This is a genomic window from Gilliamella sp. BG1, from assembly GCF_046635625.1.
GTDB classification, from domain to species: domain Bacteria; phylum Pseudomonadota; class Gammaproteobacteria; order Enterobacterales; family Orbaceae; genus Gilliamella; species Gilliamella bombi.
Map to the genome: position 1 here is coordinate 24,381 of NZ_JBIDFG010000012.1, position 16,661 is coordinate 41,041.

14 protein-coding genes and 3 tRNA genes are annotated in these 16,661 nt (G+C 33.7%); 6 read left to right on the top strand and 11 right to left on the bottom strand.

Going from position 1 to position 16,661, the window contains the following annotated elements; genetic code table 11:
• The first annotated feature begins 229 nt into the window (after positions 1-229).
• Both ACGH80_RS07865 and ACGH80_RS07870 read left to right on the top strand, forming a co-directional pair.
• A complete protein-coding gene (locus tag ACGH80_RS07865; protein WP_034910600.1) occupies positions 230-613 on the top strand; it encodes a hypothetical protein in 384 nt (127 codons plus the stop codon).
• Between the two features lie 360 nt (positions 614-973).
• Positions 974-1,306 carry a DMT family transporter gene (locus ACGH80_RS07870; protein WP_034910602.1) on the top strand — a complete coding sequence of 111 codons (333 nt, stop codon included), beginning with the start codon at positions 974-976 and terminating at the stop codon, positions 1,304-1,306.
• A 91-nt stretch (positions 1,307-1,397) separates the two neighbouring features.
• On the opposite strand, the gene priC is transcribed toward ACGH80_RS07870, so the two are convergent.
• Positions 1,398-1,901: a primosomal replication protein PriC gene (gene priC, locus ACGH80_RS07875; RefSeq protein WP_411630844.1), complete on the bottom strand. Its 504-nt coding sequence runs from the start codon at positions 1,899-1,901 to the stop codon at positions 1,398-1,400.
• 5 nt (positions 1,902-1,906) lie between these two features.
• Complete coding sequence (yfbV, locus tag ACGH80_RS07880) at positions 1,907-2,371, bottom strand: terminus macrodomain insulation protein YfbV (protein WP_167370046.1); 465 nt, start codon at positions 2,369-2,371, stop codon at positions 1,907-1,909.
• Positions 2,372-2,566: 195 nt separating this feature from the next.
• Between yfbV and ACGH80_RS07885 the strand changes: the two genes are divergently transcribed.
• Together ACGH80_RS07885 and pta are read left to right on the top strand one after the other, a co-directional pair.
• Positions 2,567-3,772 (top strand): acetate kinase, encoded by a 1,206-nt coding sequence (locus tag ACGH80_RS07885; RefSeq protein ID WP_296318361.1) that lies wholly within the window; start codon positions 2,567-2,569, stop codon positions 3,770-3,772.
• A 66-nt stretch (positions 3,773-3,838) separates the two neighbouring features.
• Complete coding sequence (gene pta, locus ACGH80_RS07890; protein ID WP_065589138.1) at positions 3,839-5,989, top strand: phosphate acetyltransferase; 2,151 nt, start codon at positions 3,839-3,841, stop codon at positions 5,987-5,989.
• A gap of 223 nt (positions 5,990-6,212) precedes the next feature.
• Here pta and ACGH80_RS07895 read toward each other — a convergent pair whose 3' ends face one another.
• Positions 6,213-6,680 carry a MarR family winged helix-turn-helix transcriptional regulator gene (locus ACGH80_RS07895; protein ID WP_065589137.1) on the bottom strand — a complete coding sequence of 156 codons (468 nt, stop codon included), beginning with the start codon at positions 6,678-6,680 and terminating at the stop codon, positions 6,213-6,215.
• A 3-nt stretch (positions 6,681-6,683) separates the two neighbouring features.
• Complete coding sequence (locus ACGH80_RS07900) at positions 6,684-7,115, bottom strand: hypothetical protein (RefSeq protein WP_411630846.1); 432 nt, start codon at positions 7,113-7,115, stop codon at positions 6,684-6,686.
• 258 nt (positions 7,116-7,373) lie between these two features.
• Here ACGH80_RS07900 and guaA point away from each other — a divergent pair, with 258 nt between their 5' ends.
• Complete coding sequence (guaA, locus tag ACGH80_RS07905; protein ID WP_065589135.1) at positions 7,374-8,957, top strand: glutamine-hydrolyzing GMP synthase; 1,584 nt, start codon at positions 7,374-7,376, stop codon at positions 8,955-8,957.
• A gap of 547 nt (positions 8,958-9,504) precedes the next feature.
• Here the strand turns inward: guaA and ACGH80_RS07910 are convergent.
• From ACGH80_RS07910 to ACGH80_RS07920, 3 genes are all read right to left on the bottom strand, one after another.
• Positions 9,505-9,581: transfer RNA gene (locus ACGH80_RS07910), tRNA-Arg, on the bottom strand.
• Positions 9,582-10,008: 427 nt separating this feature from the next.
• Entirely contained in the window at positions 10,009-11,202 is a 1,194-nt protein-coding gene (locus ACGH80_RS07915) for an MFS transporter (RefSeq protein ID WP_411630848.1), read from the bottom strand.
• A gap of 185 nt (positions 11,203-11,387) precedes the next feature.
• Entirely contained in the window at positions 11,388-12,479 is a 1,092-nt protein-coding gene (locus ACGH80_RS07920) for an alpha/beta hydrolase (RefSeq protein WP_411630867.1), read from the bottom strand.
• A gap of 189 nt (positions 12,480-12,668) precedes the next feature.
• Here ACGH80_RS07920 and ACGH80_RS07925 point away from each other — a divergent pair, with 189 nt between their 5' ends.
• A complete protein-coding gene (locus ACGH80_RS07925) occupies positions 12,669-13,556 on the top strand; it encodes a LysR family transcriptional regulator (RefSeq protein ID WP_081296763.1) in 888 nt (295 codons plus the stop codon).
• Positions 13,557-13,750: 194 nt separating this feature from the next.
• Here ACGH80_RS07925 and ACGH80_RS07930 read toward each other — a convergent pair.
• From ACGH80_RS07930 to uvrC, 4 genes are all read right to left on the bottom strand, one after another.
• Positions 13,751-13,826: transfer RNA gene (locus ACGH80_RS07930), tRNA-Gly, on the bottom strand.
• A 12-nt stretch (positions 13,827-13,838) separates the two neighbouring features.
• Positions 13,839-13,926: transfer RNA gene (locus ACGH80_RS07935), tRNA-Leu, on the bottom strand.
• 239 nt (positions 13,927-14,165) lie between these two features.
• On the bottom strand, positions 14,166-14,717 hold the full coding sequence (gene pgsA / locus ACGH80_RS07940) for a CDP-diacylglycerol--glycerol-3-phosphate 3-phosphatidyltransferase (RefSeq protein ID WP_034913104.1): 552 nt from the start codon (positions 14,715-14,717) through the stop codon (positions 14,166-14,168).
• A 108-nt stretch (positions 14,718-14,825) separates the two neighbouring features.
• On the bottom strand, positions 14,826-16,661 hold the full coding sequence (gene uvrC / locus ACGH80_RS07945; protein ID WP_065575175.1) for an excinuclease ABC subunit UvrC: 1,836 nt from the start codon (positions 16,659-16,661) through the stop codon (positions 14,826-14,828).

The following is a 16,661-nucleotide window of genomic DNA, read 5'->3' on the forward strand; positions in this document are numbered from 1 at the left end:
TTAGATATTGATATTGCGGTCAGCTTACCAATAATTATCCGCTATTTGGATAAGCTGACTAAATATCATGGTCATCTAGTAAAAATATGAGTAGAGAAAAAAGAGACTATTTACTTAGTGAGATAATATTTCCCTTGATATGGCAAGAACAGTTGTGAAATTTGATGCATCAGTACGAATATCAACTCCATTTAATTCATCATTTTTAAATTGAAAATTTGAGGATAACATGCAAATAATTAAAAAATTATGTGATGACCTTAATTTGCCATATGGCGATCGATTTACTCAGGATTGGGCTTATGAGTTACCAGATCAATATAGAACAAAATATTGGTTAAATAAATATATTTTTGCATATTTATATAATGGATATTCTTCAATAGAAAAAAAAGAATTAATGATTTTATCTCTTGATGTTTGTAACGATTTAATTTCTTCGGGATTAAACCCTAATGATAAAGTTATTCAAAAGGTTTTAAATATTCTTTTTAACAATTATAAGAATTATGAGGATTTAATTAATTACTGGGCATTAGATAGTGCACCATTAACAGATTGTTTTACATTAACACCTATAATAAGAAAATTAAAATATCAAAATTATTTATAGAATTACTAAATTTTTTGTGCAGTATAAAATTTATTGGCACTACAAAGCGCCTTATTTTTAGGTATAATAATGGCTATTATATAGAATAGTGGAGTTGGTTTGATATGCATTTTTATTAATAATTAATAATTAATAATTTATTTTTTAAAATGGAAACCTAAGCTATCATAAAGCTTTTCCTTTTCAAGCGTTAATAGCTATCTATCTTTACCTCTTCATCACAATTAATGATATTAAAACAAAGCAAAACTATATTTTTCATCTATCAATGTTTAACAGTTAATTAGATATTGATTGTTATAAGATTTCAACATTAATTTTAGGTAATAGGCTTTTTATTTAACGACTATAGGTATTAAGATGAATTCATATTTATTACTTTTTTTTGCAATTATTTGTGAAGTTGTTGCAACTTCTTCATTAAAACTATCTGATGGATTTACCAATCTTATCTATTCCATCATTACCATTGTGGGCTATAGCGCTTCGTTTTATTTACTCTCATTAGCTCTAAAAACTATTCCCGTAGGTATTGCTTATGCTATCTGGTCTGGAATTGGAATTGTATTAATAAGCTTAATTGCATGGGTTTTTTTAAAACAAACTTTAGATTTTGCAGCTTTAGTTGGTATGGGGTTTATTATGTTTGGTGTTGTGATTATTAATTTATTTTCAAAAGTATCAGGGCATTGATTAATCGTAAATTAACTATAGGATAAATCCAAATAAAACTGTTCAATCAAATGAATGAGATCAGATTAAAATTAGGAAAGTATGAAATTTATTAATTGATATCATTCTCAATTTCAAATTCAATCTTTTTAATTGCTTGTTCACAGCGGTAAATTCGGTTATCAATTGCGGCGATTTTACTTTGATTGATAATTTCGGGCGATAGCTCTAGTTCGTATTTCATATTTTGTAGTCGGCGCAAGTAATCTAGGTGACGCGTATGTTTTTGGGCTAAGGTTTCTGCAATAATATTTTGGAACCCTTTTTTGCGTAGGTTTTGGGTTGCTAGTTCACGCGTTAGGGCTGCAATTTGGTTAACTAACTTGTCAGATAAAAAAGTTATTTGTTCAACTTTTTCTAATTTTATGTTAGCAACTAATACTTGATAAGTTTGTTTGATTTTTTCAAGGTAAAACGTTTTATCTGTTACAACTTTATTAGTTTGAAATAGTTGCTCGTCAAAATAAGGTTCTTGAAATAGTTGCTCGTTTGCTAAATTAATTTGCTGTTCTAATTTGTCAATTTGTTTTTGTAGTATAGTGAGTAAATTTGCCATTGTGATTATTCTTTATAATAAGTTGAGCTATCGTTGTCTTGACCGAAATAATCACCTAAATGTAATTTGGCTAGGTTGATAATTTTCATAAATGCTTCAAATGTTAATTTATTGTCATCTAAACTATTTTTTTCGGCAATAATTTTTTTAGCAATTAATTTTATTTTTAATTGGTTATAACAGTCAATTAAATTAAGTGGTAAGGGCGATAGAGCACGTTTTCCTAGCCAAAATATTCCTTGCAAAGGCATGCTTAAGGTGAATAGTATGGTTATTATTGTTACAGCAATTTGTGCCGGCATGAAATACTGCCAAAAGAGTAAGCCAATAATGATAGGAGGCAAGTATTTATTTGCGGTTTTTATGTAGTTAATAATTTTTAATTCAGGAAATGAATGTGTTAATTGTTTGTCTACTGGGCAAAGCTTCATATACCTTTGACCAGCTTTAAATGTGGTTATTAAATTCATATTATTGTGATTCCTCGACATTCACTTCTTATTGTCTTAAAATAGTGCCATTCAAATTGGGGACTCTCTCTATTTTATCTCAAAAAACAAGATATCAGAAGTCACCTTAGCGTAGTCACATTGATTTTAAATCATGTGTTGAGTTACCAATTTTGATTGGTATATGTCTTTATTATTCAATTTATAGGAATTACTATGTCATCAAGTAATAACGCTCTTGTTCTTAATTGCGGAAGTTCATCATTAAAATTTGCCATTATAAACCCTGAAAATGGTGATGAGTTTTTATCTGGTTTAGCTGAATGTTTTCATCTTCCTGATGCTCGTATTAAGTGGAAGCTTGATGGTGTTAAGAACGAAGCTTCTTTAGGCGCTGGTGCAGCACACAGTGAAGCAATTCGTTTTATTGTTAATAGCATCTTTCCACAAAAGCCAGAATTATTAGATAGCATTAAATCGATTGGTCACCGTATTGTTCATGGTGGCGAAAAATATACCCAGTCAGTTGTTATTGATGATTCAGTATTAAAAGGAATTGAAGAAGCATCTGCTTTTGCGCCGTTACATAATCCTGCACATTTAATCGGTATTCGTGAAGCATTTGCTGCGTTCCCACACCTAAAAACTAAAAACGTTGCAGTGTTTGATACTGCATTCCATACAACAATGCCAAAAGAAGCTTATCTATATGCTCTTCCAAACGAACTTTATACTAAACACGGTGTTCGTCGTTATGGTGCGCATGGCACTAGCCATTATTATGTTAGTCGCGAAGCTGCTAAATTATTAAATAAACCAGTTGACCAAACTAATGTTATTACTTGTCATTTAGGTAATGGCGCATCAATTACAGCTGTTAAAAATGGTAAATGTGTTGAAACTTCAATGGGTTTAACTCCGCTTGAAGGCTTGGTGATGGGTACACGTAGTGGTGATATCGATCCAGCGATTATGTTCTTCTTACATGATAACTTAAAAATGTCTGTTGCTGATATTAATAACCTTTTAAACAAAAAATCTGGTTTATTAGGTTTGACTGGTGTGAGCAGTGATTGCCGTTATGTAACCGATAATTACGAAACAGATGAAAACGCTAAAAACGCTTTAGATGTGTTTGTTCATCGCTTAGTAAAATATATCGGCGGCTATGCTATGCTTTTAGATGGTCGTTTAGATGCTATCGTGTTTACTGGAGGTATCGGTGAAAACTCAGAAGAAGTGCGTCGTATGGCATTACAAAAATTAGGTATTCTTGGTTTTGAACTTGATCAAGAACGTAACCTTGCAGCTCGTTTTGGTAAGGGTGGCAAAATTACTAAAGATGGTTCAGCTATTGCGATGGTTATTCCAACCAATGAAGAACTTGTCATTGCTCAAGATGCTGCGCGTCTAACTGCTTAATAAATATTCAAAACCGCCTAAATGGCGGTTTGTTTTTATACAATAAAGATTTAAGAGGTAATAATTATGTCTCGTACAATTATGCTCATCCCAACTGGCACTAATGTCGGGTTAACAGGTGTGAGTCTGGGCGTTATTCGAGCTATGGAGCGTCAAGGTATTAATTTAAATGTGTTTAAACCTGTCGCGCAACCAAGAGCTGGTGGCGATGCGCCAGATAATACCACAACTCTAGTGAGCAACAATACATCAATTCCAACACTAAAACCGCTTAAAATGAGCCATGTTGAAAACCTATTAGGTTTAAATCAACAAGATGTGTTAATGGAAGAAATCGTTGCCCTTTATGCCGAAAATACTAAAGGAGCTGATGTTGTTTTAGTTGAAGGTATTGTGCCAACATCTGATTATCCTTTTGCTAATGAACTTAATAATAATATTGCTAAAACTCTTGGCGCCGAAATTATTTTTGTAGTTAATATGGGCAAAGATACGCCAGAACAACTTAGAGATCGTATTGAAATTGCTCGTTCTAACTTTGGTGGTATTAAAAATGATAAAATCGTCGGTGTGATTGTTAATAAAGTTAATGCGCCAGTTGAAGAGCAAAATCTTGCTCGTCCTGATGTTGCTGAAATTTATCATACCCCTAAATTTGATGATAAGAAAATTACTATCGATGATTTAAATGCACACAGTCCATTGCCTGTTCTTGGTTGTATTCCTTGGAATATTGATCTAAGTGCTTGTCGTGCTATAGATATTGCTAAGCATTTTGATGCAAAAATCATTAACGAAGGTTGTATTAAAAATCGTCGTATTAAACATGTGTCTTTCTGCTCTCGCAGCGTACCAAATATTATTAACCACCTACAACCAAATGCACTTTTAGTGACTTCTGCTGATCGTGCTGATGTGTTAGTTACTATCAGTTTAGCGGCAATGAATGGTGTGGCAATTGGTGGTGTACTCCTAACTGGTGGTTATGAAATCGACGATAAAATTGCAAAATTATGCCAACCTGCATTTGATACTGGTTTACCTGTATTTACAGTTAAAACCAACACTTTCCAGACATCGATTAGTCTACAACAATTTAATTTAGAAATTCCTGCTGACGATAAAGAACGTATGGAAAACACCCAAAATTATGTAGCTGATCATATTGATGCTAAATGGATTAAATCATTAAATGAAGTAGTGAATTCTGCACGTCGCTTGTCTCCTCCTGCATTTCGTTATCAATTAACTGAACTTGCACGTAATGCGAAAAAAGTAGTGGTATTACCAGAAGGTGACGAACCAAGAACAGTTAAAGCAGCTGCAATTTGTGCTGAACGTAACATTGCAAAATGTGTTCTTATTGGTAATCCTGACGAAGTGCGTAAAGTTGCCGCTTCACAAGGCGTGACTTTAGGTCAAGGAGTAGAGATCGTTGATCCTGAAAATATCCGTGAAAAATATGTTCCTCGCCTAGTTGAATTACGTAAAAACAAAGGGATGACTGAAGTTATTGCTCGTGAGCAATTGGCTGATAATGTCGTATTGGGTACCATGATGCTTGAAGCTAATGAAGTTGATGGTTTAGTTTCAGGTGCTGTACATACAACCGCTAATACTATTCGTCCACCGTTACAATTAATTAAAACTGCACCAGGCAGTTCCCTTGTTTCATCGGTGTTCTTTATGTTAATGCCTGACCAAGTATATATTTATGGTGACTGTGCAATTAATCCAGATCCAAACGCACAAGAGTTAGCCGAAATTGCCATTCAGTCAGCCGATACAGCAATCGCCTTTGGTATTGAACCTCGCGTTGCGATGATCTCATACTCAACAGGTAGTTCTGGTCAAGGTGCTGATGTTGAAAAAGTGAAAGAAGCAACTCGCATTGCTCAAGAAAAACGTCCTGATCTAATGATTGACGGCCCATTACAATATGATGCAGCGGTAATGCCTGATGTAGCTAAATCAAAGGCGCCTAATTCACAAGTTGCAGGTAAAGCTACTGTATTTATTTTCCCTGATCTTAATACAGGTAATACTACATATAAAGCAGTACAACGTTCAGCTGATCTTGTTTCGATTGGTCCTATGCTACAAGGCATGCGTAAACCTGTGAATGATTTGTCTCGTGGTGCATTAGTTGACGATATTGTCTACACTATTGCATTAACCGCAATTCAATCAGCACAAGAACAAAATGCTACAAAATAAGTTTAGCAAAACGTTTTAACGATTGATAAAAGGTGATGCAATATCACCTTTTTTAATTAAATTTAACCAAGTAATGAGTTTTAAAAGCTTGAGTTATAAAGATTCAGTTTTAAAGTATTTTGTTCTAGAAATTTGAGACAAGGTCTCCAAAAACTTATTTTAAGTTAAGTCCAAGCATTCAACGTTGATAAAAACAATAAATAATAAAAATTTATAAATGATTTTATCCCTTCATGTTGGTTTTTAATAGTGTTAATAACATTTCCATAAATTGTTCTTTATCACCTTGTAATGTTGAAAAAAAATCTTTATCTATTTGTTCAACTAAAGGTACAGTTTCATTTGCTTTATTCAATCCTTTTTGTGTTAATTGAATGGATTTTGCTCGACTATCTTTAATTGAGCAAGAGCGTTTTATATAATCCTTTTTTTCTAAATTCTCTAATATTTGGGAAATTGTCATCACATCGATATTTGTTTTATTTGATAAAATAATTTGTGTTATTTCATCTAGTCGCTGTGATAGATAAGCAAGCGTTGCAAGCACTATAAATTGAGGATGAGTGATAGACTGTTTTTTCAAGCAATTTTTGATATTCGTATGCCAGGACGAATAAGTTTTCATAAAAATAAAACCAATAGATTCAGAATCAGTTTGGAATTGAGTCAAAAACTTATTGTCCTTTGTCATAATTTACCCTTCAACTAAGCCATTTACTTTGTAAGTTTTATCTATAATATCATCTGAAATCTGTTTTATAAAATCATAGGATGCTTTAGTATCCATTTTTGGATCCGGTTTTAGAGAAATTTCTGATTTTAATGCATATTGATTATGCGATATTTCAATAATTTGATGTGAGAAAAACAGTAAACCTATTTCAGGCATATCAAATTGCTCTGTAAATTCTTGCTTATCAATAATCTTTGATAAAGTCACTTCCATTTCCGGTATATTTTGTAATTTGAAAATACCTTTAGACCCTGTTTTTAAGTCACCAAATATACGAAAGTCTTCAAGATCAGTTTCCCATAATTTTCTTAAATTAAGATCAGTATAGTATTGCCAAATTTGAGTTGGTTTAGCTTTGGTTGGTAATATGAAAGAAATTGAAATGGTATTCATAGCGTCTCCTTTTGATAAGTTAACTTATTATAAGTCTACTTATTAATTAAGTAAAGAGAATTCAATTTTTTTGATTTGTTGACCTATTACAAGGTTAATTTGATGACCATGATATTGAATTCTGTAATAAGATGATTTCGAAATTATTAATAATATAAAATATTTATAATTGTTTTTAATTAATGCTCTCAATTTAATTGGTAAATGGTACAATATCAGCCTGATTTTGTATTAGTTCATAGTTTAGGAATAAAATTGATGAAAAAAGACATCCACCAACAGCGCATATTAATCCTCGATTTTGGTTCACAAGTTACTCAATTAATTGCTCGACGTATTCGTGAAATTGGTGTGTACTGTGAACTTTGGCCGTGGGATGTATCAGAAGAGAAAATCAAACAATTTAATCCTAAAGGTATTATTTTATCAGGTGGTCCTGAAAGTACCACCGATGATAATAGTCCTCGTGCTCCCGAGTATGTTTTTAATGCTGGCGTACCTGTTTTGGGTATTTGTTATGGCATGCAGACTATGGCAATTCAAGTTGGTAAAGGCGGTCAAGTCACTGGCTCTAACCAACGTGAATTTGGTTATGCTAAAGTGGATCTTATTGGATCGTCAAAATTAACTGATGGTATTTTGGATAGTACAAGCGAACAAGGCATTAATCAACTTGATGTCTGGATGAGCCACGGTGACAAAGTAACAACCTTGCCTGATTGTTTTACACTAATTGGTCGTACTGAAACTTGTCCATTTGCTATTATGGCTAATGACGAAAAACAATTTTATGGTGTTCAATTCCACCCAGAAGTGACTCACACTGTTAAAGGTTTCGAGTTATTGCAACGTTTTGTGATTGATATCTGTCACTGCGAAAAACTTTGGACACCATCTTCAATTATTACCGATGCTATTGCTCGAATTAAAGAACAGGTTGGCAATGACAAAGTATTACTTGGCTTATCAGGAGGGGTTGATTCTTCTGTTACAGCATTGTTATTACACCAAGCTATCGGAGATCAATTAACTTGTGTATTTGTTGATCATGGTTTGTTACGTTTGAACGAAGCTCAACAAGTTATGGATATGTTTGGTAATAAATTTGGCTTAAATATCATAGCTGTAAATGCTGAAGATCGCTTTTTAGCTGCACTAAAAGGTGAAGCAGATCCTGAAGCAAAACGTAAAATTATCGGGCGTGAATTTGTTGCTGTATTTGATGAAGAGGCGGCAAAATTAAAAGATGTAAAATGGTTAGCTCAAGGTACTATCTATCCAGATGTTATTGAATCGGCTGCTGCTGATACTGGCAAAGCCCATGTAATTAAATCACATCATAATGTAGGCGGATTACCAGAAGATATGAAAATGGGCTTAGTTGAGCCACTGCGCGAATTATTTAAAGATGAAGTCCGTAAAGTGGGTTTAGAACTTGGATTACCTTATGACATGCTTTACCGTCATCCATTTCCTGGTCCAGGTCTTGGCGTGCGTGTACTTGGTGAGGTTAAAAAAGAGTATTGCGACTTGTTACGTCAAGCTGATGCTATTTTTATTGAAGAACTTTATAAAGCTAATCTATACCACAAAGTAAGTCAAGCCTTTACTGTGTTCTTACCTGTTCGTTCAGTAGGTGTAATGGGGGATGGTCGTAAATATGATTGGGTTGTATCCTTGCGTGCAGTTGAAACCATCGATTTTATGACGGCTCATTGGGCTCAGTTACCTTATGATTTCCTAGGACGAGTTTCAAATCGAATTATCAACGAAGTTAATGGTATTTCTCGTGTCGTATATGATATAAGCGGAAAACCGCCAGCGACTATTGAATGGGAATAATTGTATTTAATATCACGTAATCTCATATTGTCTTTTTTTGTTATTTTAAGCCTTGTTTATCAAGGCCTTTTAACCTCATTTAATCCCACTTAGACTCAACTTTTTTAGAGGTATCTTTAATCAGGAATAAATACACTAACAAAAACTAAGTTTAAATTAGTAAAACAAAAGGAAAAAATAAAAATTCCATTTTGATTGTATGTTGCATTTTCTAAAATTGGGATAAACCCTTTTTCAAATTAGGTATTTGATAAGCGCATTATTTACTAGAATTATTTACAATAATTTGAGAAACTACTGTAATAAATATACATAAAAAAACAAAACTAACGCCTTATCACAGACAAGAGATATGGTGCTTATATCACAAAGAAAAAATAACGGTGACTGATTAGGCAAAATATCTGATTAAGTTTGAACTACCGCAAATTAATAGCTTACAAAGTCCTGTTACAATATAGCTTAAATCGTAAGATATTTCTTTAGAATCAACACATACACCATAATGTATCATACCAAACTTAATTAGTTTGAATCTTGCTTGTAATGGCGTCCCCTACAGGATTCGAACCTGTGACCTACGGCTTAGAAGGCCGTTGCTCTATCCAGCTGAGCTAAGGAGACTTAGATAGGTTTTTTATTTAGATGTTGTGTATTATATAAAGCTATTTCGATACGTCAATGATTTTTAATGGCCTATTATATCGGATTGATAAAATATCATCAATTTGGTTTTTTATTAGAGTCGTTGATGTTTTGTATTAATCATAAAATTTCTTTACATTTTTAACTATTAGCAAATTATATAATAGGCCTATGTAATTAAATGTCGAATATTGTTGTTAATAATATTCAGTTTTTATACATTCTAGTAATTAATTTTGGTATAGTAATATCTAGCTATGATTTAGTTAAATGATGACTTATAATGCTTTTTTAGCAATCTTTTCCAGTAGACAGTTATTATGACTCCCAAATTGTCCTTTAAGGTATCTTTTATCAACTGAAAGATGAAAATAGAGCCTAAAAGATTATTAGAGAAATAATTTTTTTAACTTTTTGTTTTATTTTTATAAAATACAATAGACGTTGCTATTACCGAACCAATTAATAATATACCACTTAATACAAAATTGCTTTGCCATCCCAGATAATCAAAAAACAATCCGCCTATCGTTGAACCTATCGCAATTGATGATTGAATTACTGCAACCATTAGTCCTCCACCAATTTCTGCATCTTTGGGTAATGTTTGTGCTATCCATGCCCACCACCCAGTTGGTGCGGCCGTAGCAAACAATCCCCATAAACTGAATAAAGTAGCTACAGTCCAGATGTGACTACTAGTTAAAAATAAACCTATGATAATGACAGTCATTATTAAAGAAATCATCATTAGTGTTTGATAGAGTTTAGTTTTCAGAAAGGTTGCAATTACCATTGTTCCAATAAAACCAGCGACACCTATAGCAAGTAAAATTAAAGATAGATTAAAATTATCTACCTTAGCCACTGTTTCTAGAAAAGGGCGCACATAGGTGAATAAAGTAAACTGTCCCATGAAAAATAATCCACATGCCAGTAAGCCTATAGATAGAATTGGTTTTTTTAGCAGTTGAAGCATAGGCTTGTTAGGTTGATTTTCTTTATAGGTTTTCATAGTAGGCAGGCTAATGCATTGCCAAATAAATGCAAAAATAGCAAGGGGAATGATACAAATAAATGCTCCACGCCAGCCTATTGTTTCTCCTAAGTAGCTTCCCAGTGGTGCGGCTATAATTGTCGCAAGAGCATTTCCGGCATTGAAAATAGCCAGAGCCTTAGGTACTTGATGCTGTGGCACCAAACGAATAGCCGTTGCAGCTGACATTGACCAGAATCCACCGATAGCAATACCAATTAGTGCTCTTCCCAGAATATAAACCAAGTAATAGGATGCGATAGCGATAACTAGCCCGGATAAAGCCATTAAAAACGTAAGAAATAGTAACAGTAGTTTTCGATCTAAGTTTCCTGTAAGTTTATGAATTGTCAGACTAGTTAGTACTGCTAGTATACCTGATATAGCAATACCTTGACCCGCTTGTCCATCGGTAATTTGTAAATCTCTAGCAATAGGTGTAAGTAGGCTTACAGGTAAAAATTCTGAAGCAATTAATACAAAAACGCATAGCGTCATAGAAAATATACCGCTCCAGTGTGTGTATGTTGTATTGTTTGGTATATTGAGATTTTTTTTAGACATTATAGCTTTATCCTCATACCTTTTTGACCGGCCGAGTTGCATTAAGGGCAAATGTTGTTTCTGTATATAGTAGTTATAAAGTTAATAAAAACAAAATATTAGAAATAACATTTTTGTCATTTATATAATGATAATAGCCATCAGTAAATACAGTTATTTTTGTTGGGATGGCTAATATATATACCTTATAATTTTAAGCTGGTCTTAAAGAACTGTTCAAATTTAGTAAATGGTATTTTTCCTGTGGTATTGTCATATAAATCGACATGATTTGCTTCAGAAACAATTACCAATTCTTTTTTCTTGCCACCGACCATTTTATAAGCATCCTCAGCAAAATAACGAGAATGAGCCTTTTCACCAGTAACAATTAATGTGGGAATAGTAATTTCATTTGCATAGTTTAGTAGCGGCATATTCATAAATGAAAGAGGCATTGTTGCATTCCATGCTCCAACCGAATTAATAGAACGAGGATGAAAACCACGAGGCATTCGGTAGTAATTATAAAACTCTTTCAACACTGGAGGCGGATTTTCTGGTAATGTTTCTGGCAAAATACGTTTAGAAGCACTGACTTTACCTTTCTCATCGATATAAATATCATGTCCACCTAATGTGGGAATACCTGTTTTAGCATCTTCCCAACGTTGTTCGTTCAGATATTGCAAAACAGAATGTCGATCAGATGTTGAATAACGATCTTTTCCATCACCAACCCCATGACCCATTGCACGACTCATATCGTACATTACACTCGTTGCAACAGCCTTTACACGAGTATCCATTGCTGCATTGTTTAATGCCATACCGCCCCAGCCACAAATGCCGAGCAGTCCAATACGATTACGATCCACTTCTTTTTGTAGACCAAGAAAATCAACTGCAGCACTAAAATCCTCGGTATTGATATCGGGAGAAGCAACATTACGTGGGTAGCCACCACTTTCTCCGGTATAAGATGGATCAAAAGCCAACGTAATAAAACCTTGTTCGGCTAGTGTTTGAGCGTATAGCCCGCTCGCTTGTTCTTTTACTGCACCAAAAGGTCCGCTGATTGCGATTGCAGCTAATTCGCATTCATTTTGATTTTTGGGAATATAAAGATCGCCGATTAATATAATTCCATAGCGGTTCTGAAAGGAGACTTTACGGTGATTAACTTTTGTACTTTTAGGAAAGGTCTTGTCCCATTTTTCGATCAGTGATAAAGGTGAAATTTGATTTATCTTATCAGTACTCATAGTTATAACTCCACTTATTGGTGTGAATAGTATAGTAGTTGGTGGAACAAATTTTGCTAAAAGCTCTTATTACTCATTTTTTTTACTGATATAGATTATATTTAGATAACTCAGCAGAAATTGTATTAGTAATTATTATAATTAATATTAATAGTATTGATTAGTGGGGAAAAAATGCTAAGATTAATACTAAATTGTTATAAATAAGAGTAAAAAAATACTTTGCTAACTAAGCGAGAAAACTACAATGATCTTTACCTGTTTATGATTGTTGTACAGGAAGGAAGCTTTACCGCTGCAGCAAAACGGCTTGGGCTTGCACAATCAGGGATAAGTCGTTCTATCCGTGAGCTTGAAAAGCGCCTTGGTTTACAGCTTTTGGTTCGCACAACGCGCAAATTATCTCTGACGCAGGCGGGTGGACAATTTTATCAAAAAGTACTGTCTGGATTTGATGCATTAAATGACGGACTAACCTCTCTAGCTTATTATCGTAATACTCCATCAGGTACTGTTCGCATCAATGCTAGCCAGCATGTTATAGATAAAGTGCTATTACCTAAGTTAGCGGTATTTCAACAACTTTATCCTGATATCCGATTGGAACTTATTAATGAAAGCAGGTTTGTTGATATTATTTCTGAGCGATTTGATGCAGGTGTGCGCCTAGGTCCAGAAATTAACGATGGCATGGTTGCTGTACGTATTTACCCAGATATGGAAATGGCAATTGTTGGCACTCCCGACCACTTTCGTCGCTATGGATTTCCACAAATACCAGCAGATTTAGTGGCACATCCTTGCATTGCATATCAGCTTGGTGACGGAAGTTTGTACTCGTGGGAGCTTTATCAAGATGGCGAAAAAATTACCCACCGACCTGAGGGAAAATGGGTTTTTGCTGATAGTTATTTGGAAGCTAAAGCTGCTCGCTTGGGATTGGGGTTAGCCTATGTACCAGAAGAATTGGTAGCGGATGATATAGAAAAAGGCGTTTTCATTAGAGTGCTACAGCGTTTTAGTCTTAAGCTCGAAGCATCGTATATCTATTACCCTAATAGAAATATATCTCCTGCGCTACGAGCTGTTATTGACGCATTGAAAATTTAAAGAGAGATTAAATTGTCTACATTTGATTATTTGTAATTTGTAATAGTCCTTATTTAATTTGATATTTGAGTTATTTTATAACGCAAAAGGGGATGCTAGAAATGAATCAAACAACAAAAATCATTAAACCTAAATTAGGACTTTAAAAATAAAATTATTGCCACTAACTCTTGTCTTAATTATTACTTTTTAATTGGAGCGGGAAACGAGGTTCGAACTCGCGACCCCGACCTTGGCAAGGTCGTGCTCTACCAACTGAGCTATTCCCGCATAGGTAAGAAGTGGTGCCCGGGGCGAGACTTGAACTCGCACGGCCAAAAAGGCCGAGGGATTTTAAATCCCTTGTGTCTACCGATTTCACCACCCGGGCTCAAAATTAATTACTAAAAAGTAATTTGTTTTGAATGCTGTGCATTTTACCGATCTTATGGTTTCAGTCAATAAAAATTTTAAATAAATCGTTTAATTGCTCAATGTTTGACTGATTAACAATTTAAATAGAAGTTATTGGTTGGTTTTGAAGGGGATGAGTAATTTTGTTTACTAGAATTTATCAACAAAATTACTCGAATAAAAACATGCTTAGGTAGAAATATTAACTAAAAGTTATTATTCTTCTAATAAATCGCTATGTGCTATCCATAAATATTGCAACATTGATAATAGCGTTAATACTGTTGCAATAAACAATGCTGCAAGACCTGCGTAAATAACAATGTCACAAGGACGCCAAAGTAGCCAAGTTAATGCTGTCATTTGTGCTATCGTTTTGATTTTCCCAATTGACGAAACAGCTACATTGTTACGTTTACCAATTTCAGCCATCCATTCCCGTAAGGCCGATATTATAATTTCTCGTGAAACAATAATAATTGCAGGGATTGAGATCCACCATGATTGATAATATTGTGTAATTAAAACAAGCGCTATTGTTACTATGATTTTGTCGGCGACTGGATCTAAAAATGCGCCAAACTTGGTTGTCTGTCCTAGGCGGCGAGCAAGATAACCATCTAATACATCAGTCACGGCCGCAATTAAAAAAATTAATGCAGAGAAAAAACCAGACCATTCATGAGGGAACAAATAAAATGCCAGCACAAAAAAAGGAATTAAAATAACTCGAAATAGTGTTAAAAATGTTGGAAAATTAATTTTCATGTGACAAAAGCTCTTTTTTTATTTTATTAATCAATGCATTATAGATTAATAAAAAACAGTATTTTCTTAATGATTATGTTGCCTGAAATATGTTATTTTTTCAATGGGTTATTGTTGTAAATTTAGATAAATTTTTTCAGCTAATTGTTTTGATATACCTTGTACTTGCGCTATTTCATCAATACTGGCATTTTTTAACTCTCTTAATCCACCAAAATGTTTCAGTAGTGCTTGACGCCTTTTAGCGCCAATACCTTCAATATGTTCTAAGGCGCTGTCGGTTAATTGTTTTGTCCCTTTTTTACGTTGACCAACAATAGCATGATCATGTGATGCATTTCTTATTTGCTGAATGAGTAATAGTGCAGGGGAATGATCATCAAGATAATGTCCTGTACCATGAGCTTCAAAAAAGAGGGTTTCTAATCCTTCTTTACGATCAGCTCCTTTAGCAACACCAATTAGTATAGGATGATTTTTGTTCCAATTTACCTCTAATTGTTCAAATACCTTTAGAGCTTGATTAAGTTGCCCTTTACCACCGTCAATAAAAATAATATCAGGAACTTTTTCATCGGGTAGTTCTTTTTTACTGTAACGGCGCGTTAAGACTTGTTCCATTGCCGCATAATCATCGCCAGGTGTGATACCAGTAATATTATAACGACGGAATTCAGATTTAACAGGTCCTTTATCATCAAATACAACACAAGATGCAATCGTGTTTTTACCCATAAAGTGGCTGATATCAAAACATTCCATTCGGTTAATTTTATCGATTCCCAAAAAAGATTTTAATGCGTCATATCGTTGTTTTATTGTAGAATTTTCTAATAGCTTATTTTTAACTTCAGTTTGAGCGTTTACTGTTGCAATATTGAGTAATTTAAGATTATCTCCTTTAGGTTCATCAATGAGTTTAACTTGATGCTCTGCAATAAGTGACAGTGTCTCTTCCATTGGTTGTTTATCTGATAATGAAAAATTGAGTAAAATTTTTCTCGGAATATTTCTATTCTGGTTACCTTGTAGATAAAATTGTCCTAAAAAAGTTTCTATAACTTCTTCTAGTTCTGTATTTGATGGTACTTTAGGAAAGTATGATCGATGACCAAAAGTTTGCCCATTCCGAATAAACAGTACATAGATACAAGCTAATCCTAATTCATAATGGAATCCAATAACATCAAGATTATCATTATTATTGTATATTGCTTGTTTTTCATTAATGTGTTTTATTGCTTGAAGTTGATCACGCAAAACCGCTGCTTTTTCAAAGTTGAGTTCGCTACTAGCTTTTTGCATATCTTCAGTTATTTTTTGTATTATCTGATCTGATTGACCAGATAAAAATAATCTAACATAGTTAACTTGTTCTAGGTAATCTTCATCACTGACTAATCCAGACACACAAGGCCCTAAGCAACGTTTAATTTGATATTGTAGGCAGGGGCGAGTTCGGTTGCGATAGGTTGAATTTAAACACTGTCTTATTGGAAATGTTTTTTGTAATAAAGCTAATATTTGCTTTACTGCATATCCACTTGGATAAGGGCCAAAAAATTCATCTTTTTTTCGATTGACCGCACCACGATAAAGAGACAATTGCGGATGTTGTTCTTTGCTTAACTTTATAAAAGGGTAACTTTTGTCATCTTTTAACAGTACATTGTATCGGGGTTGATACTTTTTAATATAAGTCTGTTCAAGCAGTAAGGCTTCGGTTTCGGTATTGGTAATTGTAAATTCAATATGATGGATATGACTAACGAGCATATCCGTTTTTAGCGTTTTTTTACTATTATTAAAGTAACTTTTTAAGCGATTATTAAGATCTTTAGCCTTTCCCACATAAATAATCGTCTGTTTATCATTAAACATTTGATAAATTCCTGGCTTATGTGGAACTGTTTTTAAAAAAGATGCTGAATCAAATTGGCTCAT